General features: G+C 61.9%; 14 protein-coding genes and 5 pseudogenes. 5 read left to right on the top strand and 14 right to left on the bottom strand.

The genetic code is table 11. The features are described from left to right. Window positions 1–9 precede the first annotated feature (9 nt). The gene (locus DVS29_RS30110) at window positions 10–1,254 is read right to left on the bottom strand and encodes an efflux RND transporter periplasmic adaptor subunit (protein ID WP_118184183.1); all 1,245 of its coding nucleotides are present in this window, start codon (window positions 1,252–1,254) and stop codon (window positions 10–12) included. Between the two features lie 197 nt (window positions 1,255–1,451). Between DVS29_RS30110 and DVS29_RS30115 the strand changes: the two are divergent. Beyond that, window positions 1,452–1,928, top strand: a pseudogene (locus DVS29_RS30115) (transposase domain-containing protein); the annotation flags it as partial. Window positions 1,929–2,137: 209 nt separating this feature from the next. Here the strand turns inward: DVS29_RS30115 and DVS29_RS30120 are convergent. From DVS29_RS30120 to DVS29_RS30140, 4 genes and pseudogenes are all read right to left on the bottom strand, one after another. Next, window positions 2,138–2,845: pseudogene (locus DVS29_RS30120) on the bottom strand (ShlB/FhaC/HecB family hemolysin secretion/activation protein); the annotation flags it as partial. Window positions 2,846–2,944: 99 nt separating this feature from the next. After that, window positions 2,945–3,370 carry a type II toxin-antitoxin system VapC family toxin gene (locus DVS29_RS30125; RefSeq protein ID WP_205962542.1) on the bottom strand — a complete coding sequence of 142 codons (426 nt, stop codon included), beginning with the start codon at window positions 3,368–3,370 and terminating at the stop codon, window positions 2,945–2,947. A gap of 291 nt (window positions 3,371–3,661) precedes the next feature. Further along, on the bottom strand, window positions 3,662–4,666 hold the full coding sequence (locus DVS29_RS30135) for an AraC family transcriptional regulator (RefSeq protein WP_118184185.1): 1,005 nt from the start codon (window positions 4,664–4,666) through the stop codon (window positions 3,662–3,664). Further along, window positions 4,666–5,448: an SDR family NAD(P)-dependent oxidoreductase gene (locus DVS29_RS30140; RefSeq protein WP_118184186.1), complete on the bottom strand. Its 783-nt coding sequence runs from the start codon at window positions 5,446–5,448 to the stop codon at window positions 4,666–4,668. The genes DVS29_RS30135 and DVS29_RS30140 overlap by 1 nt, the downstream gene beginning before the upstream one ends. Before the next feature lie 360 nt (window positions 5,449–5,808). On the opposite strand from DVS29_RS30140, the pseudogene DVS29_RS30145 reads away from it, so the two are divergent. Then, window positions 5,809–6,179 (top strand): annotated as a pseudogene (locus DVS29_RS30145) (YciI family protein). A 442-nt stretch (window positions 6,180–6,621) separates the two neighbouring features. Here DVS29_RS30145 and DVS29_RS37990 read toward each other — a convergent pair. The 7 genes and pseudogenes from DVS29_RS37990 to DVS29_RS30185 form a co-directional block, all read right to left on the bottom strand. Then, window positions 6,622–7,077 carry a hypothetical protein gene (locus tag DVS29_RS37990; RefSeq protein WP_240655851.1) on the bottom strand — a complete coding sequence of 152 codons (456 nt, stop codon included), beginning with the start codon at window positions 7,075–7,077 and terminating at the stop codon, window positions 6,622–6,624. Continuing rightward, window positions 6,998–7,432, bottom strand: a complete 435-nt coding sequence (locus tag DVS29_RS37995; RefSeq protein ID WP_338069353.1) for a phage integrase family protein — start codon at window positions 7,430–7,432, stop codon at window positions 6,998–7,000. Before DVS29_RS37995 ends, DVS29_RS37990 begins: the two co-directional genes overlap by 80 nt. A 178-nt stretch (window positions 7,433–7,610) precedes the next feature. After that, window positions 7,611–8,096, bottom strand: coding sequence for an RES family NAD+ phosphorylase (locus DVS29_RS30165; RefSeq protein WP_118184190.1), 486 nt, complete (start codon window positions 8,094–8,096; stop codon window positions 7,611–7,613). Beyond that, window positions 8,093–8,521, bottom strand: a complete 429-nt coding sequence (locus DVS29_RS30170) for an antitoxin Xre/MbcA/ParS toxin-binding domain-containing protein (protein ID WP_118184191.1) — start codon at window positions 8,519–8,521, stop codon at window positions 8,093–8,095. The genes DVS29_RS30165 and DVS29_RS30170 overlap by 4 nt, the downstream gene beginning before the upstream one ends. Before the next feature lie 355 nt (window positions 8,522–8,876). Next, window positions 8,877–9,655 (bottom strand): annotated as a pseudogene (locus DVS29_RS30175) (IS5 family transposase); the annotation flags it as partial. A 596-nt stretch (window positions 9,656–10,251) separates the two neighbouring features. Further along, window positions 10,252–10,371, bottom strand: a pseudogene (locus tag DVS29_RS38000) (DUF1328 family protein); the annotation flags it as partial. Window positions 10,372–10,991: 620 nt separating this feature from the next. Then, a complete protein-coding gene (locus DVS29_RS30185) occupies window positions 10,992–11,435 on the bottom strand; it encodes a pyridoxamine 5'-phosphate oxidase family protein (protein ID WP_240655853.1) in 444 nt (147 codons plus the stop codon). 451 nt (window positions 11,436–11,886) lie between these two features. Here DVS29_RS30185 and DVS29_RS30190 point away from each other — a divergent pair, with 451 nt between their 5' ends. Then, the gene (locus DVS29_RS30190; RefSeq protein WP_240655855.1) at window positions 11,887–13,203 is read left to right on the top strand and encodes an NRAMP family divalent metal transporter; all 1,317 of its coding nucleotides are present in this window, start codon (window positions 11,887–11,889) and stop codon (window positions 13,201–13,203) included. 255 nt (window positions 13,204–13,458) lie between these two features. Here the strand turns inward: DVS29_RS30190 and DVS29_RS30195 are convergent, their stop codons facing one another. Together DVS29_RS30195 and DVS29_RS37065 are read right to left on the bottom strand one after the other, a co-directional pair. Then, window positions 13,459–13,785 carry a DUF4148 domain-containing protein gene (locus tag DVS29_RS30195; RefSeq protein ID WP_118184193.1) on the bottom strand — a complete coding sequence of 109 codons (327 nt, stop codon included), beginning with the start codon at window positions 13,783–13,785 and terminating at the stop codon, window positions 13,459–13,461. 515 nt (window positions 13,786–14,300) lie between these two features. Then, a complete protein-coding gene (locus DVS29_RS37065; RefSeq protein ID WP_124800736.1) occupies window positions 14,301–14,774 on the bottom strand; it encodes a hypothetical protein in 474 nt (157 codons plus the stop codon). Window positions 14,775–14,807: 33 nt separating this feature from the next. Here DVS29_RS37065 and DVS29_RS30200 point away from each other — a divergent pair, with 33 nt between their 5' ends. Together DVS29_RS30200 and DVS29_RS30205 are read left to right on the top strand one after the other, a co-directional pair. Beyond that, the gene (locus DVS29_RS30200) at window positions 14,808–15,284 is read left to right on the top strand and encodes a PRC-barrel domain-containing protein (protein ID WP_118184194.1); all 477 of its coding nucleotides are present in this window, start codon (window positions 14,808–14,810) and stop codon (window positions 15,282–15,284) included. A gap of 496 nt (window positions 15,285–15,780) precedes the next feature. Further along, on the top strand, window positions 15,781–19,800 hold the full coding sequence (locus DVS29_RS30205; protein WP_118184204.1) for a CheR family methyltransferase: 4,020 nt from the start codon (window positions 15,781–15,783) through the stop codon (window positions 19,798–19,800). The last annotated feature ends 114 nt before the right edge of the window (window positions 19,801–19,914 follow it).

Raw genomic sequence — 19,914 nt, forward strand, 5'->3', positions numbered from 1 at the left:
CGTCCCCGCTTACTGCTGTGCGACCGCAGCGGCCGAAGCCTCGCGTGCGGGAGATTGCAACGCCTCGGTCACGACTTTCACGGCCGCGCCCGCCCGCACCTGCTGCAGGCCGCTGATGATCAGCCGGTCACCAGGCTGCAGCCCCTGGGTGACGATCCACTGGTCGCCATACGCGGTGTCCGCGTGTACGACGCGCTGCTGCGCCCTGCCCGCTGCGTCGACAACGAACACGCTTGCCCGTCCTTCAGATCCGCGCGTCACCGCGAGTTGCGGCACGAGGATCGCGTGGTCGTTTTCACCTTCGTCAAGCCGCGCGCGAACGAACATGCCAGGCAGCAGTTCGCCGTCCGGATTCCGAAACGTCATGCGCAGCGTCACCGAGCCTGTGGTCGCGTCCACCGTGATACCAGAGAACTGCAGAACACCCGGATGCGAGTATTCCGTGCCATCCTCCATCACGAGTCTGACCTGCGCAGCATTGTCGCCCTCCTTCACAAGCTGCCCCGACACAAACTCCTTGCGCAGCCGCAGCCATTCGGCGCTCGAGCGCGTGACATCGAGGTACATCTGGTCGTAAGCCTGGATCGTCGAGAGCGCCGTGGTCTGGTCCGATGTGACGAGCGCGCCTTCGGTGACGCTGGAAGCGCCGATACGCCCGGAGATGGTTGCGGTAATGCGGGTTCGGGCGAGATTGACACGCGCCGATTCGAGCGATGCCGCGTCCGCAACGACGTCCGCTTCGTCCTCGCTGACGGCGGCGAGTGCGTCGTCACGATCCTGCTGGCTTACCGCGTTGATCTTGACCAGCTCCGTGTAGCGGTCCGCCTTGGTCTTCGCGGATGCCAGCGTGGCTTTCGCCTTCGCGAGTGTGCCGCGGGCTTCGTCGTAGGACGCCTGGTAGCTTGCCGGGTCGAGCTGGTAGAGCACCTGACCGGTCTTGACGTTGCCGCCTTCGGCAAACAGGCGCTTGAGAACGATGCCGCTGACCTGCGGCCGCACGTCCGACACTTTCAGCGCGGAAAGGCGACCCGACAGTTCGGTCGTCAGCACGATGCGCTGCGGAGCAATGGTCACGGCGCCAACCTGCGCAGCCTGCTGCCCGGCGCCCATACCTGGGCCGCCAGCCTGGGATTCGTGCTGTCCGCAGCCGGTTACCAGCAACACTGCGATGAGTGCGGCCGTTGAGAAACCCGGCGAAAGCCGGGGCCGCACCCAACCCGCGATGAAACGTTCCAGATAGGTTTTTTCAGGCATGTCGTCTTCCATACGTGGGGTACGAGGCCCGGCGACACGAAGGCCAGGCGCGCTTTCCCGTGGAGGAGCAAGCCTATCGGAGGACGCATTACGGATGCTTAGGAAAACATTTCACCGTGAAATAAACCGCCGTGCTACAAGCCGATGCGATAAAGAAATGGAAAGGTTGCGAGCCTGCACGCGCCGCTCCGAAGCGTCAGATCGAGCAGCTTGAGCTACGACTTGAGGACCTTCAGACTGACGAAGGTGCGGCCGCCCGAGCTGACGCGACGAAGACGCAACCACGTCGCGAGAGCACCGGTCGTAAATCGCTGCCCGATCACCTTGAGTGAGAAGAGCGCGTACATCTGCCCATTGATGAGCACTGGCCAGGATGCGGTGGCGTGCTCAAACCGCTGGGAAAAGATGTCTCCGGCCAGCTCGAATGCGTGCGCACACACTTCCGCGTCATCCATCATCGCCGCCTCAAGTTCGCCTGTTGGTGCTGCGACTGCATCGTGCAGGCCGCAGCGCCGAGCCGCCCTATCGATCGTGGCCTTCCTCGGCCGGCAATGCTCGCACATATCGCCATATCAAAGTTCGCGTACCACATCCCGTTCTACCGGCAGTCTGTCATGTACGCGCGTGACGGCGTCGAGATCGAGCCGGGCACCATGGGCCACTGGCTGGCTAGTCCATCGCGTCATTGAAATGGCACCGGGCGAATTCGCCGCGATGGATCGTTGTACTTCCATTTGATCGGTTTCGGATTCTTGTTGTGCTCACGGATATAGCGCATCAGTTTGCGATCCAGATCCTTAACGGTGGTGAAGACGCCTCGCGCGATTACGTCGCGCTGGATACGCGCGAACCAGTTTTCCACCTGATTTAGCCAGGAGGTATACTGCTGCGGAATCTCGGTATCGTCGATGAAGCTTGCGCCCCAGCGTTTGCTCAACTGGAACTCGACTCCGAATACATCGTTCTGGCCGCGTGTCAGTACGCGCTGAAGCTTCGCTCCGAGCGTCTGCTGGTTGCCGCTCGACACGAAGGTCTGATTCACGCCCGCTATCTGTTGGTAATACGTGTTCGAATTCCCGGATACCGTGGCGGTCCAGTATCCCCACGGCACGGAGTAAAAGCTGTTGAAGCCGTGCGAACCAAGATGCTTGTCGCCGAATTCGAGATCCTGGTTGGCGCCGATGTTGAACACGTCGTTCAGGCCAAGCGGATTGTCGAGGCCTAGCGAGAGATTGCCCTGGAGTTTGCCGGTCGCGCGCTGGCCGGAATTGTCGACCGAGGCGACTACGCTCCACGGTTTCGTGCGCTTCACACTGATCACCACATCGCTTTCGCCGGGCACTTCCGTCGGCGCGATCTGCATGTCGACATCCTGGCTCGGCACGTGTTTCATCTGCTCGAGGCCTTGCTCAAGATCGCGCAGGTTCAACACGTCGCCACCGCGTGTGGGAAACGCCGACTTCCAGGTGCCGCGGGTCGATGCATCCGCAAAGCGCAGTTGGCGGATGACGCCCGGTATCAGCGAAAGCTTGAGCGTGCCTGTCGATAGGTCCTGCTCGGGCACCAGCACGCGTGTCGTCACATAGCCACGGTGCACGCAGTTCATCCAGCTGCGTCCAGAGCCCATGCCGTTGCCTGCCAGGATAGGTCACCCACTCGTGCGGACCCGTTACCAGCGTGCCGGCATCGGTCATTGAGGCTCCCACGGGTTGACGACGGCTACGCCGGTCGGAAGGAAGTCATCAACGTTACACGTCACGACGGTCATGCCGCGAACCAACGCAGTGGCCGCGATGAACGCCTCGCGTTCCGGGCGCGGATCGGGTACGTGCAGCCGCGCGCAGCGCAGGGCGACCGCGCGGTCGATGGCCAGGGTGCGCTCGACAAATTCCGGTTGCACCTGGTTATCGATCCACGCGCGAAGATGCCGGCCTTGCGGGGGATCACGGCGTTCCGCAAGCAGCACGCCGAATTCAAGTTCCTGCAGCGTGACAGCAGAGACATAGAAGCTGGTGGCATCCGCCTGAACGAGCCAGCGCACCACATGGGGATTCGCCCGGCCGCTGCCCGCCTTGCGCATCTCGGAAACCACATTGGTGTCGAGAACAAACATCACTCAAAGTCCACCGGGCGCGGTAGTTCACGCAATCGCGGAGGATCGGATTCGACATCCACGGGCATGGCGAGCGCGTCGACGATGCTACGCCGCTGGTGCGTCAGTCGCTGATATTCCTGGATCGACAGAAGCACGTGTGCGGAGCGACCGCGATCGCGCGACGCGAACGGCTAGTCGACCCTGAGCGGCAGGTTGGCCCCGAAGGGAGGCGATGTCGCATTTCGAAGCGAAGCGGCCACGCGACTTGCCGCAGGAACACCAGTTGATTCAATTATTCAGACGGCGTGTGCATCACACCGGACGAGCGTGCAAATTGCGGTATTCCCCTGGCGTAACACCCGTCCATCCCTTGAAAGCACGCAGGAATGAGTTGGTATCCTGAAAACCAATCAGGAACGCAATCTCGCCAGGCGAGATTGCCGAACGGGCAAGATAGTAGCTAGCCAGTTCCTGTCGCGTGCCGTTAAGCACGTCCTGATAACTGACCGCTTCGTCGGCAAGATGACGCTGTAGCGATCGCTTGCTCATTGCCAGACGGCTCGAAATATCGTCGATGCTGCTCCGGCCGCTCGGCAGCATATCGAGCAGCGCGCTGCGTACGCGTTCGCGCGCGCTTGCATCGGCATCGAGTTTCGAGAGTCGCGCCTGTAGCTCCGGCTCGAAGAATTGCCACATGGCCACGTTCTCGGTCAGGAACGGTCGCGCGGCGTCCTCTACCGAGAAGCTGATGCGATTGTGGCTACCTTGCTGTAAGCGGCAGCCGAGAAACTCTTCGCACGGCCTGGTCTGACTCGGCAGGGTCGTCAATTCCGCTTCTATCGGGTTAATCGCGTGCCGCGTGGCAAGGCGCGCCAGTTGCGTGAAGAAGACCACTTCCATCGCGCACAGGCTGCGCGGTAGCGGACGGTCGTAGCCGTAGCATTCGATGAGCACCTCAGTACTGTTTCGACCAACGGCTACATCCAGCGCCAATGGTCCGCAAAGGCGCTTGTATTCCGCGAGCCGGGTGAGCGCGACATTCAGATTCGGGCTGCATAGGCATGCGAAGAGCGACGTATCGAAGGCCTCGACCGAGATGCCACTACCAAGCCGTACCGGCAACTGTGCTTCCCCGACCATCGTCTCGAGACTGTGAAAAATACGAAAGTATTCGGCAGGCGTCAGCGAGGCATCCTTGCGGCTAAACAGGTCAGAGGGCAGCTCGGCCAGCGCTAGCAAGTCGCCGGGTGCGATGCCCATATCGACGACGATCAGTTTCCATCCGGGATGCACGGAAAAGCGGGTAGCCTGTTTCATCAAGCAGCCTTTTCCATCGCCCGCCGCGACATCGTCAACACTGTTTTGCGCGGCAGCAACGGAACAATCCAGTCGAGCATGATCTGCAGCTTGCCTTCATTGAAGGCCACCAGTTCGCCGCGCTCCATGGCCTCGTAGCCGCAGCGTGCCACTGAATCTGCTGACCTGGCGTTCTTCCAGACGCTCACGCCCTGCAGATCGCCGGCGGCGACGAAACCAGTCGCCACCGCGCCAGGGCATAGTGCCGTGGCGGTCACGCCGTACTCGCGGACTTCTTCGGCAACAGCCTGAGTGAACGAGGTGACATAGGCCTTGGTCGCGTAGTACACGGCCTGGAGGGGGCCCGGCAGGAACGATGCGGTCGAAGAGACATTCAGGACACGTCCACGCCGACGGGCCACCATGCCCTTCAGATAGTGATGTGTCAAGTTGGTCAGCGTCACGACGTTGACCTGCATCATCGCCTGCTCGGCCTGGAGATTGCGTTCGACAAATTTGCCGTGGCCGCCAAAGCCGGCGTTGTTGATCAGGACGTCGATGGAAAGCCCCAGTGCCTCAGTGGCAGCAAAGACTCGATCGGCCGAACCGGGGTCGGCGAGGTCTTCCGCGATGACATAAGCTTTCACGCGATGCTTCGTCTGGAATTCCTGCCTGATTGATTCGAGCTTGTCACGCGAACGCGCAACCAGAACGACATCGCCGCCCTTGCCTGCATGGATGCGCGCCAGTTCCAGACCGATGCCGCTTGACGCGCCAGTAATCAATGCCATTCCGGGTTTCATGCCTTCTCCCTGGTTTGATTGGATAGCCAGATAGTAGGCGTTTGAACCACGGGTGGCACTGGCAAAACGCGCCAGGCATAATTCCGATCGCGCCAATTCGGTTGCGCACAACAGACGCGCCGTCGCAAGTTTTGGACGGAAGCAGTCGCTTGAATGACAAGGCTGCGGATACAGCGACTGGCCGAAACTGGCCTGACCTCTACCTCAGGCGATCCGCATGTGCAGCACGAGCCCGGCGGTCGGCACCGCACGCCCCCAAAAGCGGACAGTCTGGCGAGACCCGCTACAAACTTTTCAGAAGATTGTCGATTTTCGACCGTCAGCTTCGTCGTCAGGTTATTCACACCCAAAGGATCGCCCATGAAATACCTCGGCCTGGCCTACTTCACCCCGATAAATTCGCCGCGATGGCGCCAGACGACGTCAGGAAACTCGTGAGCCAATGTCCCGCATTTGACGACAGGATGCGGGCTACCGGCAAGGTATTGCTTTCCGCATCGCTTGGCGATCTGAACAACTGGAGGACGCTGCGCCCGCGCAGTGGCAAGACGCACGTCACCGATGGACCCTATACCGAGTCGAAGGAAGTCGTGGGCGGCCTGTTCATCGTCGAGGCGGACACCCATGACGAGGCGTTGCGCATCGCCTCCATGCATCCGGCGGCCACGCTGGGCGAAGAAGGTGGATGGGTCGTCGAGCTTATCCCCATGGATTTCTACTGGACCCGATGAGGGCCTGGTCCCGTGTCTCAAATATGCGTTGGCGCCCTGTTCTCCTCAAACACCTTCACGGCGTCGTGAGTCATCGCGGCGATGCTACTTCTGGGCCAAGCGGCGACGCCTGTGACCGACCCTGAGCCGCCTTTCGCGAGAAAAAGCGTAAGGCCGCTAGCAACATTTGAGCAGCCGTCAGTGCCGGTTCGGGGCCCGTGCAGCGGAAGGTGCTCCCCGAGCCTCATTGACGCTGTCTTCGTGAGCGCGGTCGCAAGTTTCCGACATATCGCGCCACTTGCCGGACATGAGGACTATCAGTCGCCAGACGCTCCTGTCCGCAACACGAAACGCACACCTGCGCCGTCAGGCGGCCGGTGACAGGTGCGCAATCAAAAATGCCCTGACGGCCCTCAAATGGCTCGCCGTTCATGGCCTCTTAAGCGCTCGCCTCGCGCCGGAGTCATGCATCGGTGAGATGGCGTGATGCCTCTGCACGCATACGGTCGCTGACGTCGGCGAACGTGATGGCCACACCGGCTGTTACACCTCTTTCAGAGACGTAGGGAAATGTCTTGCGCAGAAAGGCTTCGCAGTCGTCGACGTCGAGGGACGACATCGGCTTGCCGCGCTCAGTCTCGGCCCGCAGCACCAGCCGTTCGAGCTCGCGCGTACAGGCGCGCAGTGCCTGTGGCCGGTCACTGTAGCGATGCAGATACGAGCGCACCGCCTCGAGGTCGTGCCTCGACTGCAGGTAGCAGAGACCCACCATGCGATTGGTACCCTGCGCACCGGACAGTACGTGCGGCAGTTCGATCCGCTCGAGCGGCGCAAGCGGACTATTGCGCGCATCGTCGATCACTACATGGGTCGCCGTCGGCGCGATCAGGGGGTCGTCCCCGTCGACGTCGGCGGCCACCGTCACGCCCAGCGTGACGGCGCAGCCAAGCGACGATCGTATGCGCACGCAGCAGACCGATGGGCGGTACCGGTCGCCACCAGCTTCCACCGCGGCGGTTGCAGGTCGCGACGAGTTCGCCAGGTGTCGCGATGCCCTCGCCTGCCAGGCGCTGCGCGACCAGCGGCCGGAACCACAGGCCCACCGGGTGATCCGGCGCCGGTGCAGCCGCAGCCAGCTTCGATGTCCGTTCGAACATCCGCAGGCCGACGGCCGTGAGCTGCGCGCTGCCGTGCTTCCGGATCGACTGCTTCAGGTGATCGGCAAGCACTGGCGAGCGGTGCAGCAGTGCGAGCTGCACGAAGTCGTCGCGCATCTGTCTGAGATACCGTCGGCGTGCTCGCCCGAGGCGGCATGCGGCGCCTCCGGATCGAAGTACAGGCGCATGATGGTCGCCGGCGACACGCGCTGGACGTACACGCGCAGCGCGGCGAAGTCGGTGCGCGTATAGGTGCGCGGCGGTAGCAGGTCAAGCTGCTGCGGACGATTCGCCATCAGGACCCCTGTCTGCCTGGCCCGGATACAGGGGCGACGAACAGGCGCTCGTCCCACACGACTGGCTGCGCGGGGGCGGCCACGATGCGCGCGGCGTCCGGATGCAGCGGATTGACCAGCACGTTGAACTCGGCGCGCGCGACCACCGACGGCACGATGAGCACGGCGCTGCGGGCCCCATCGAGCCATGCGTCGCCAAAACCCCGTGCCACTCCCAGCGCCGGCGCGTCCCATCCCGCCGGCAGCGAGCCCACATCGTGGCGTTCAACCGCCAGGTCCTCCGGCACGTCGGCCTCCACGAACACGTGGGTTTTAGGGACCTTGCCGATCCGCGCGTGGACGAGTACCTCGAGCATCGCGCCGGCGAAGGTGAGCGCCGCGTAGATCACCGGCCGCCCCGGGCTGTTGAAGCGGCCACCGTTGAGCATCGCGCCAGTGCCGCTCCAGACCGGATGACGGCGGTCAGCGATCCGGTAAAGCCTCACACGGGCAGCCCGTAGAAAAGCTGCCACAGCAGTTCCTCGACACGGCGCGCGCCCAGTTCCGTCAGTGCCACCTGCAGCGGCGCACGGCCTTCCAGCAGCGGATGCGGCGCGCCCAGAAACTGCCGCGCGTCGTCTGCATCGTCCCAGACATAGGTGGCGGTCGCCACGACCCGCGCAAGCCGCTCGGCCTTCTCGGACTCGTCGGGGCTGAGCCGCTCACGGCGCCGCTTGTAGGTGGCCTCGGGGATGATCTGCGCGAGCAACGCGCGGCGGGCCTCGGCGCTGGCCGCTGCCTGCTCGACGCCGGCGCGCAGCGCCGATCGGGGCAGGCCGGCACGCACCCGGGCCTCGAGCTCGGCCAGCGTGTGTGGTACCGGCTGCAGCGCCATGACCTCGGCGATGGCTTCGGGGGTTACCAGTTGCATGGCGGCCGTCCAGAAAGGATCATGTGATACCCAATCATAGCTCATCCGATACCGATCCAGAATGGATCTGGTCGCGCGATGATATTTTCGGGAGAAATAGCGATCAAATGCAATATTGGTAATAGCAATTCGCAATGTATGAGTATTTTCTTCTCGCCCGACACGGGGTGGCCTCAAGAAACGGATTTTTTCGTACGCTAACAGGCCGCTGAAATACACCCCAGCGGAAGCCGCCTCGCTTGGTTAGTGCGGCTCTCGCCGCAAGTTTTCCGCATTGTGCAATTCCAACGCGGATTCAACGTCTTTTCCAGCGTGTTAAGGCCAATTTCTGGCCGCATTGCCGCGTTTTCCGCCACTATGGGCGGACTTGTGCCAGGGATCGCATGCGCACGAGGTTGTAGGCGGCCATGTTCAACACGAACATCTGGTCCACTTTCTTCAGCTCCCGCACCATCACCTGGCGCATGCGCCCCACGGTCTTCGCCCAGCCGAAACCTTGTTCGATCAGCTTGCGCTTTTGCTGCGAAATTGCGTAGCCCACGCTCGAGGCAATAGTATCGGGCACTGCTGAACGCCGCCCCGAGGTGTTCTGTGCAACGCGCGGTGTGACCTTCATCTCCTGGCAGGCTTCGATGAATTCCTGTGCATCGTAGCCCTTGTCCGCACCCAACGTGATTTCTGCGTTCGCATCCTCTGCCGCTTGCCGCGCATCGTTGATCATGATCTTCGCCGCTTCACGCTCGGCATGCCCATCGGCGTGTGTTGCTCGCGCGTTGACCACAGGCCGTGCCGATTATCGGTCAGCGTATGACCCATGTACCTCAATTCGCTGGCCGTTTTGCCTTTGCGAAACAGACGCGCATCGGAATCGGTCCTGGACTCATGCGTCTCATTGCTGCGCTTGCTGCCCTTGAAGTCGCCCGGGTTGTCACCGTCGTTGTCCTGATCGTCATTGTCCTTGCGCACGAAGCTCTTGTGCCCCGCCCACGCCTGGATCAGCGTGCCGTCCACGCTGAAGTGCTCGCCCGAAAGCAGGCACTTCTTCTCAGCGATGGCCACCACTTCGTTGAAGAACTCGATCACCGCATCATGCTTGATCAACCGTTCGCGGATCTTCGTGAAGACCGTGGGCACGCGCTTCCAGGCTTCCCAGATCAACCGCTTGGGTATCTCGAACGACTTGGTGGAAACCCGGGAATCTTCCCGCGTTGCAGTCGTTCCATGATCTCCACCGGACAAGGTCATGCCTTCGCTCCAGAGGTCATTACAACCCTTTCGACGCTACTACGCATGACTGCGCCCCTGTGCCTCGCATTGGTACTCTGGCTCTCACGGGTTTTCCGCTTGAGCGTCTCCCTTGGCATCGAGACGACAGGTTCCCAAGTTCCGTATCCATGCCTGCAGGAAGGTCGCGCCACCTCTATGCCGGATGCCGTCAAGCCAACGTTCAGGCTGCCGCTTGACTGATCCCGAGGCGTTGTCGAGTCCTCGGTTTTGACATCATTGCAATTATCGACACTTCTTCGATGGTTCACTTGCGTTCGCCTCCTTCCTGCACACCTGACGGGATCAATCCCGCCTTTTCCCTAGACGCTCACCACACCCGCTCTTAACGAATGCAGTTCTGGGTGGTTTGGTATCACCGCCTGATCGGCGAAACCGAGGGGCCCGCCCTCATCACGGATACAGCATGTACGGCGACAGACTGTCGCTTTCCTTCTTGGCACACCGACAACGAAGATGACAAAGTAGATTTTCGCGATGCTCGCCGTGTCCGCGGCAATACCGCCGAAGCCGAACGCAGCCGCGATGATGGCGAAGATGAAGAGCACGAGAGCGTCATACAGCATGGGGCGAACTCCGACGTGACGCAATGATCGTATCGAAATCCAGCAAGGCACCTTCCCTGCGGACGGCGTGGCGTGCGTTGCATCCGCCGCGAGTTCAGACCAGCCATCCCGCCCGTTCCCGCGCCTGCCCGGGTGGTCGCGTGCCATGTCGGCGACAATCTCACGAAACCATGGCGTCCGATCCCGAAAGCGCTACCGTGCCACCTCCGTGGCACCATGAGCCGTCGGTTGCGCATTTCTCACGCCGGGCCTGGAGCAGCGCGGCGGACACGCTGGTAGCGGCTCGATGCGCGCACTTTGCGGGCGTGATCCAGTCGATTTCCTGGGTGCATCCACGGAACCGCCGCGATGCCGCACAGCGCGGCTGCCGATAGCAGCAGTCCAGTGCCGGCCTTCGACTGCGCCTGCAAAGGAGAGGCGACCTCAATTCGCCGCCTGCCCTGCCGAAGCATTTCCGGCCCGCGTCGGCGGTGATGCTATATCCAGGGCGCGCCCGCGCGGCTTGCCGCACGCTTTGCGTCGGTCAACCAAGCGCCCTGGCTGTTGTGTTGCGCGGCAAAGCAGACGGTGGCGGGACGCGCACGCATGATGATCGACCGTGTGATTCCGTGTCTGACCGGTCAGGGAGCAACCCAACTATGGGACCACATGTCGCCGTTGCGAGCGAAGGATGCTCGCCTGGGGCTGTCAGTCTCGGACAGGTCGAGCCAGTCCAGTTTCAGCGGACACTCCCCCGGGCCTGGAATGCCGTGCGTTTCGCCGAACGCTTCTTCCGGCCAGCCTATAGGATTGCCTGGCGCGAGCAGGGTCCGGTACAGGATCAGCTGACGATCGGGACTTGAGTTCCAGGCATCGAGCCGGCCAGCCCCGTCGCGAAGAACGTGAGCTTTGCCGAACACGCGAATCTGCAGGTTGCTCGCCCGATTGACGCCCACGAGCGCAACTCCTGGATCCTTGCACAGTTCCGCGACCTTCGGCGAGCGCAGATCGGTATGGAAGGCAATCAGGTTTTCCGACGCGCTGACCCGTCGCAGCTCCACTGTGCGGACATTAGGCGAGCCCATCGAGGCCAATCGTGGCGGCCTGCATCACCTTGAAAGGTGGATGACCGTCGCCCGTTGCGGCAGCAAGGCAACTCCATATCCGGGAAAAGATCTGGTCGAGCTTCATAGGTGTTCCCCACTGTCCGTGTCGGTGACTGCGCAACCTCGCGTTCAGGCCCGGGAAGCATTCCGGATGCCGAAGCGGTCGCAGGAAGTCCCTGACGCCAGGAGATCGGCGCGGGGCCGGATGCAGGCGAACTGTGCCCGCCAGAAGTGCCACTCCCAGCCCGAGCTGACCGGCATGAATCATGCGTGCCGACTGTTCGCGCGAGCTTCGCTTGCCCGTCTCCATGCGAGGCAGACAGCAGCCGGTGCTGCCACCCGTGTCCGATGTGTCGGCGGTCAGCGCAGTGCCCGACAACGGGACGGCTGCGCCGAATGCTCCCAATCCAGATGCCTGGCTCAAGCCTCCATGCTTTCACGCCATCAGACCGGTACTGCAGAGCAGCCGCCCGACAACAGCGAAGGAGGCAATGCCGCGCATTCATGGGCAACCAGCATCGGACCCGGTGTCATCACTACGGCCACCGACAACGATCCGGCGGGTATTGTCACCTATTGCCTCGCGGGCGCGCAGTTCGGCTACGACATGCTGTGGACCTGCGTGTTGAGCTATCCATCGATCGTCGCCCTGCAGCTCGTGTCAGCGCGCATCGCGGTTCTGACGGGTAATGGCTTGACGGCCAACATGCGCGAGCACTATTCGCGGATATGGTTTCTCCTTGCAGTGGGTCGCTTCCTGATCGCCAACGCTTTCAATATCGCTGCGGACGTGATTGCGATGGGTGTGGGCGCGCAGTTGCTGTGGCGAGGTTCGATCCCGGCCTTCGCAGCGGTATTCCTCGTGCTGTCCATCAGCCTGCAGTGGTACGTGCCCTATGCAAGATACGCGCGCCTGCTCAGATGGCTGGCGTTGTCGCTATTTGCCTATGTCGCGGTCGACATCGTGCTGCGCCTGCCATGGACGGCGCTCTCCCCAAGACTTTTCATTCCGCGTATCTCCTTCTCCGGGAATTTTCTGGAGATGCTTCTTGCGGTGCTTGGTACAACTATCAGTCCGTACCTGCTGTATTCGCAGGCAGAACAGCAGGTGGAAGCAGAGCGTCCGGAAGATGGGCGGTCTTGCAGGGAAAGACATGGCGAGGCACATCAACGCCGCCTGCGGGACCTGCGCCGGGAAACATTGATCCGGACCGCGCTGTCGAATGCCGTTGCCCTCTCCATCCTGATTGCGTCCGCGGCGACCGTACATGCGAGCGGGCGGACGCTTGATTCGACGGCGGCCCTGGCCAGCGTGCTGGCGCCAGCGGCCGGCCGATTCGACAAGGATCTGCTCGGTATCGCGTTCATCAGCAGTTCCCTGCTCGCGTTGCCACCGCTGGCGGGATCGGCGGCTCACGCGGTCGCGGCGACGCTCGGCTGGCCAAACGACCAGCAGCACAGCCGGCGCATCGCGCTTGTGTTGATTGCTATCGTCGTATCGAGTGGGACCCTTGGCGCAGTGCTGTCTGCGATGCGACTGGATCCATTGCGCGTGCTGTACTGGAGCGCGGTAGTCAACGGTACGACCGCAACGCCCGTGATGGTATTGCTGGTGTTACTCAGCACAAGGCACTCCGCTGTGGGCGATCTCAGCTCGCACTGGATGTTACGCGCACTTGGCTGGCTTGCGACCGCGGGCATGGGAGCGGCCGTCGTCGCCCGTTACGTCAGTTACTGGTCCGGCTGAAACGCCCGCGGACCGGGGAGCAGCAGGGCCTCGAAAGCACAGGGCTTTCTCCCGTTCGTTGATGATAGGTTGGTATCCACGGCTGTAATATTGGTCCGATCACCTTGCCGTCAGGTTGCTTTCCGGCAAGCGCATCGCGGTGGATGCGGGATGTAATGACGTGCACACTCGCTCCCCGGCCCTGCACGCCTGTCCCGAATACCTTGTGGCGCTGTGAGCACGATATGACTGCCTGCCCCCTCAATGCCAGCGCCGTCAATCGCCAGGCGAGGCACTACTGGCTTGCGGGTTGTTGTCCCGCAGCTTTTTTTCGGCGTTCTGCAAACCCTGTGGGTAGTTTGCATCATTGCTCTGGCCAGGGTTGTAGCCATTGTCCTCAAGCTTTTTCAGCTCCGCATTGCGCTGCGCACGCGACTGCTTGCGCGCGGCTTTGCGCTGAGCCTTTACCTGTGCCTTGCTGGTGTTCGTGGCACCGGCCGATCCGCCGCTCGCAGCGCCCTGCGCGAGTGACAAGGTCGGCGCAGCGGCGAGCGGCACAACGAGCGACAGTACTATGAGCAGCCTGGAAGGGGTCGTAAGCATCGCATTCTCCTGAATAGGCAGATGTGGGCCGTTCTTGCCCCGAGCAAGCCGGATGCCGGCGCCCTTTGAGTTTCATGCAAAGTGCGGTTCAGGACCGCTGAAGCGAAGGTGCGAAACACGCGTCAGCGGATTTCGTCGACTTGCCCGGATAGTGAGCATTCCTGATCCCACCGCCCAATCCCGAATCGAGCCCCGGCGGATCCGTGGTTTCGGTTTTTTCAGCGTGATGGGGGCGATGCATTCGCCCCGCGGCTGTGCCGCGCAGGCATGCGACGAAGCGTTCGGCATCTTCGCGTGCGAAAGCCGAAGATCTTGCCTTGGACCGGTATTGGAGATCCGAAAGGTGTCTGCTGAATTCCGATATGTCCGCTTTCTGATCTCACTGCGACACGCTTTTGCTGCTCGCAAGCGTCTCCGCCACCTGGCAATGCTGCTGGATGAGCTGCAATGCCTTCCTGCAGTGCCCGTCAGGCCGGAGACCCGCCCTTCGTGGCGTGAAGGGGCCGACCTGCTCTTTAGCATTGTCGCCAAACGCGGTGAGCGCGGTTCAACTGTACTGAGGGCGTGCGAAGAGCCGACGGTCCTTCGATCATCGAGGAAGAACTGCTGAATCCAGCCGCGCAGCATGCGTTGCCCAACAGCGATGTGCCCGACACCGAGACGCAGAAGAAGCGTACGTCGAGCATTTTCTTGTCAGGACGCTGATCGGCAAGTTCGCGGACCTGAAGCCCGGTGCGCCCGGCTTCGATGCGACCTTCAGGGTGCTGACCGGGATGACCCGTCATCACATCGAGGTAGAGGAAAGCGGGCTTTATCCGGCATTGGCTCGAGCTCGAAGCGCCCGGCAGGAAGCTCACGCAGCGAAGGTGCCCCCCGAAGCGAAGCTGCCGAAGAACGCCGGCGATCTGACCGGGCAGCTCCATTGATGCAGCGCTGTGCGACGGAGCGGCCGGCACGACCGCCAGCCGGTGGTACAGCGCTTGCGCCATGTCAAGGCCACAATTTATTAAGGGAGGCGAATCATGGGCTCGATCAATCCGCAAGGCGACCGCACGGGCGGCGCAAAGATCGTTGGAGGCGGCCGGGGCGAAGGCCCGGGACCGGAGGTGATGGCGGCCGCGACACTGGACGGCAACAAGGTGATGTCAGCCGACGGCGAACACGTCGGCAAGATTTCCGACATCATGCTCGACGTGCGTTCTGGCCGGGTCGCGTATGCGGTGCTGTCCGAGGGCGGCTTCCTCGGCATGGGCACGACGCTGCACGCGATTCCGTGGAGTGCGCTGATGCTCGATACCGATCAGAAGTGCTTCCACGTCGACATCGCGGCCCAGCGATTGAAGGACGACGCGGGCTTCGACAAGGACCACTGGCCGTCGATGGCCGACCCCGCCTGGGCCGCGTCGCTGCATACGTACTACAACCGCGACCCGTACTGGCTCGGCGGGATGGACGTGGCCGAAGGTGACCTCGGCGACGAACCGCCCCTCGAACGCTGACGGCACAGCGTGACGGCCGGTGCGCGACATCCGTCGCCTGCCGGCCGCCACGACGGCGGTGCACATTCAAGGCGGGGCAAACACGAGAAATTCAACGGGCGATGCCTGGAATGCGTGTCTGGCGAATTCCATTCGTCCGGATGAACCGTCGATGCAGTCTGTTGAAGCTTCACGGCCACGTCCTCCAGGCGTAACGACCTGGAGTCTCCGAGTCGATGATCCCGAGGCGGAATCCCAATCAACCGCTCCGCGGCGATGAGGCGTATATTTAGGATAGCAGATCAAAAATGACCGAAAAGGGACCATACATCATCCGTGGCATCGGATCGATGTTGGCCGGCATCGCCCGCGTCGTGGACGTCATTGGGCAAATGCACGCGCGTATTGTTCTTGTCAGCTCAGGTTCGTGTGAACCGTGGCAGACGATTTCCGGCTGCTCGCATGAATAATGCTGCTGTCGATTACACTGGTCGATCGTCGGGATACGGAACCAAAGATGAACGAGCCAAATGATTCTTCGACCGCGCGCGAGCAGCACGCGCCGTCGCACGTTGTCGCGATTGGTGCTTCCGCAGGCGCCCTGAAGGCTCTTGGCCAGTTTTTCCGCGCCGCATCTGCCATGCCGCGAGAAATCGCATTTGTTGTGGTTGTGCACCTGGCGCCCGATTCCGAAAGTCATCTGCCCCAATTGCTGGCGGGGTTCACGTCGTTCGCTGTTTCCGCCATCGCGGATGGTTCCGCTATCCGTGGTGGCCACGTGTATGTCGTCCCACCGGGCGTCTCGGTCGCGATATCACAGGGTAGATTCAACCTTGTGCCAGCAGTCGGTCGCCCTGAAATCCCGATGCCGATCGACGCGCTCTTCGCCTCCCTTGCCGCCGACCAGCGCGAGCGGGCCATCGCGATCGTGCTGACAGGAGCAAATGCGGATGGCGCTGCCGGCCTTCGACTGATCAAGGCTGGCGGTGGAATGGTGATGGTGCAGACGCTTGAGTCCGCCGAGCACAATGCGATGCCTGGGCACGCCATTGCGACAGGACTTGCTGACTATGTGCTTCCAGTAGAAGAAATGCCTGGGATGCTCGTCGAATACATCGAACGCCTGGCGACGGTGAGCCTGCCGGACGACGAAAATCCGGACCAACCGGCCAATCTCGAGCCCATACTCATGGCGCTGGCCGCAGCCGGCACCGATTTCAGGGGATACAAGAGAGGCACTCTCGCGAGGCGCATCGCGCGCCGGATGAGCGTGAACCGCGTGAATACGCTCACGGCCTATTGCGAAGTACTGAAGGGAAGTAGCGAAGAGGCCGACGCGTTGAGCCTCGACATGATGATCGGCGTGACAGAATTCTTCCGCGATCCCGCCGCCTGGCAGGCGCTCGCTGATCGGGTCGTCCAGCACCTGCTGGAGGAGCCAGAAGGCGACCAGGTGTTACGCGTGTGGGTGCCCGCGTGCGCCACCGGGGAGGAGGCCTATTCGATGGCAATCCTGCTCACGGAGGAAATAGAAAAGCGGGGAGGATCACGCAAGTTTCTCATCCTCGCGTCGGATGTCAATCGTACCGCGCTCGCCAGAGCCCGGGCGGGTGTCTACTCTCCGAGCGTCGCGTTGCCGGTGGGTAAAGCGAGGCTTGCACGGTTTTTTCAGGCATACGAACACGGATACCAGATCCGTCAGGAACTTCGCGAGACGATTCTTTTCACGCCACAGAACCTGATTGCTGATCCGCCGTTTTCCCGTGTGGACCTGATCAGTTGTCGCAATCTGCTGATCTATCTCGATCCCGAGGCACAGCAGAGGGCGTTTGAGCTGTTCCATTTTTCGCTCAATCCGGACCGCTATCTGTTTCTGGGGCGCTCGGAGAGCACGGATCCGGACTCGACGCATTTCCACGAGGTGTCGAAGGCGTGGCGCATCTACCAGCGCAGTCCCGTCGCGGCCCCCAGCTTTTCCGGGTACCGGTTCTCCAGCCGCGCAGTCCGTCGTGAAGAGTTCTCGCCGGCGAACCGCGTCGCGGCCCGCAGCAAGGGTTACGCAGAACTGGTGAACGCCACGCTGTTGGCCGAGCACCATGCGGCGTCGGTCCTGGTCAACCTCGCGCACCAGGTGCTCTACGTCAGTGGTGACGCGGACGAGTATCTTGGGCAGCCGGCCGGGGAGCCGACGGGGAATATTCTCGATATGGCGCGTGCGAACCTGCGCCTCAAACTCAGGATCGTGCTGCGGCGCGCGGTGCAGGAGCATGCCGGCGCCGCGGTTAGCGAAGTGGTATCAAACGGAGAAGGTCCGACCGTAAAACTCACCGTGACGCAACCTTTCGACACCGCACATTCGGGCAGGGCCCTGCTGGTCATTTTCTCCCGGGTGCCGATGCCTGATCGACCCGTATCGCCCATTCCTTCAGGGGTTGACTCTGACTTGTGGCATCTGGAGAGTGAACTGCGGACGACCCAGGTCGCGCTGGGCAGCACGATCGACGAGCTCGAACAGAGCAACAGCGAGCTGAGAGTCTCGAACGAAGAAATCCTCTCGATGAATGAGGAGTTGCGCTCCACCAATGAAGAACTCGAGACGTCGAAAGAGGAACTGCAGGCGGTCAACGAACAGTTGAACCTGGTCAACTCACAGCTTGAAAACAAGATCCGCCAGCTGGAAGAGTTGAGTACCGATCTGACGAACCTGCTTGCAAGCACCGAGATCGCAACTGTACTGCTTGATGCGAACGGAGTGATCCGGCGTTTCACGCCCAGTGCGGCAGTGATGTTCGGCCTGGCGCCTGCGGATACAGGTCGTACCATCGCGGACGTTCTCGGAGCGCCGCTGGGCGATGCGTTGATGTGGGACGTGGAGCGGGTCGTCTCGGGAGAGAAGGAGCAGGCCGAGCGGGAAGTAAAAACGGCAACCGGCCGATGGCTTGTCCGCAGGATCACGCCCTATGCCCCGGTGCATGGCAAGGTACCTGCCGGCACGGTAATCACGTGGACGGACATTACCGAGATCAAGCGCTCGGACGAACGCGCACGCCATCTCGCAGCGCTCGTGCAGGACTCCAACGACGCGGTTACGGTGTTTGATCTGAAGGGCCGAATCCTTGCATGGAACAAGGCCGCTACGGAGATGTACGGCTACAGTGAGGCGGAGGCGCTGACGATGTCCGTTTCCGATCTTGTTCCATCGGGCGCCAGACAGGATCACCTGGACTTCGTCCTGCAGGCAACGAACAACGAAGCCCTGCATTCCTACGAGACGCGGCGAGTGGCGAAGGACGGCCATGAAGTCGATATCTGGCTGACGATGTCCATTCTGGTCGATTCCGTGAACAACGCGGTTGCCGTCGCATCCACCGAACGTGATCTGACCAACCGCAGCGTGAGCAATGCGCAGCTTCGGGAGCGCGCCGAACAGCTTGCGCAGGCGGACCGGCGGAAGAGCGAATTCATGGCCGTTCTTGGCCATGAGCTCCGCAACCCGCTCGCCGCGCTGTACACCGCGGGCAACCTTCTTGCCTCGGACGCGCTGCCGGAGTCGAGGCGGCAGTGGGCCGTGGGTGTTATCCAGCGACAGGGTCGCGCCATGACCCATCTCGTAAATGGCATGCTCGACATCACGCGTATCACGAACAATACGATCGAGTTGAACCGGCAGATTGTGCCGCTGAAAACGGTGATCCAGAGCGCCTTCGAGGTGTGCCAGCCCATTGTCGACGAACGACAGCACAGTCTGAGCGTGTCATTGCCCGATGAACCTGTGTTTGTCAACGCGGATCCGACGCGCCTTTCGCAGGTAATCGAAAACATCGTGATCAACGCGGCGAAGTTCACCGCTCCCGGCGGCTCAATCAAGGTTCGGGCTACGACTTCGACCCATCGGGTGTCACTCAGTATCAAGGACAACGGGAGAGGCATTCCGCCTTCAATGCTTGGTGGTCTTTTTGAGCTGTTTGCGCAAGGGGCCGCCAGCGACGATCAGCGTCACCACGGGCTTGGCGTCGGATTGTCGGTTGTCCGGCGGCTGGTCGAACTGCATGCAGGCTCGGTCAGGGCGATCAGTGACGGCCGGAGCGGCAGTGAATTCGTGGTCGACCTGCCCCGATCCGCACCACCCGGAACTGACGACGGGAAGGACGCCGCACCGGCCCGACCGGCGGTGTCACCGAAGCGTATTCTCATTATTGACGACAATGCGGACGCTGCTGAAGCGCTCGCCCTGCTGCTCACCATCGACGGCCACGAGGTCGAACGTGCGCAGGACGGGACGTCGGGGATCGAGGCGGCTGCGATTTTCAATCCGGACGTCATTCTGCTTGACATCGGTTTGCCCGACATGAACGGCTACGAGGTCGCGCGCATACTGCGGACTTTCACGGCCGGCAAGGAGGCGAACCTCGTCGCTGTGACTGGCTATGGACTTCCCGCCGATCGCATCCGGTCGGCCGAAGCTGGCTTCGACCATCACCTGGTCAAACCAGTCGACCCCGAAGAGCTGGCACGACTGTTTGTACAGAGTGCCTGATGAGCGCCGGGCGAAACTGCAACTGGATCGCTCATGCTCACCTTGCTGACGACAGCGGATCCGTTAGTACGATGAAAGAACCCCAGCAGATGCGAGACGAACCGCCGTGCCTCA

The organism is Paraburkholderia phosphatilytica, assembly GCF_003443895.1.
GTDB classification, from domain to species: Bacteria; Pseudomonadota; Gammaproteobacteria; order Burkholderiales; family Burkholderiaceae; genus Paraburkholderia; species Paraburkholderia phosphatilytica.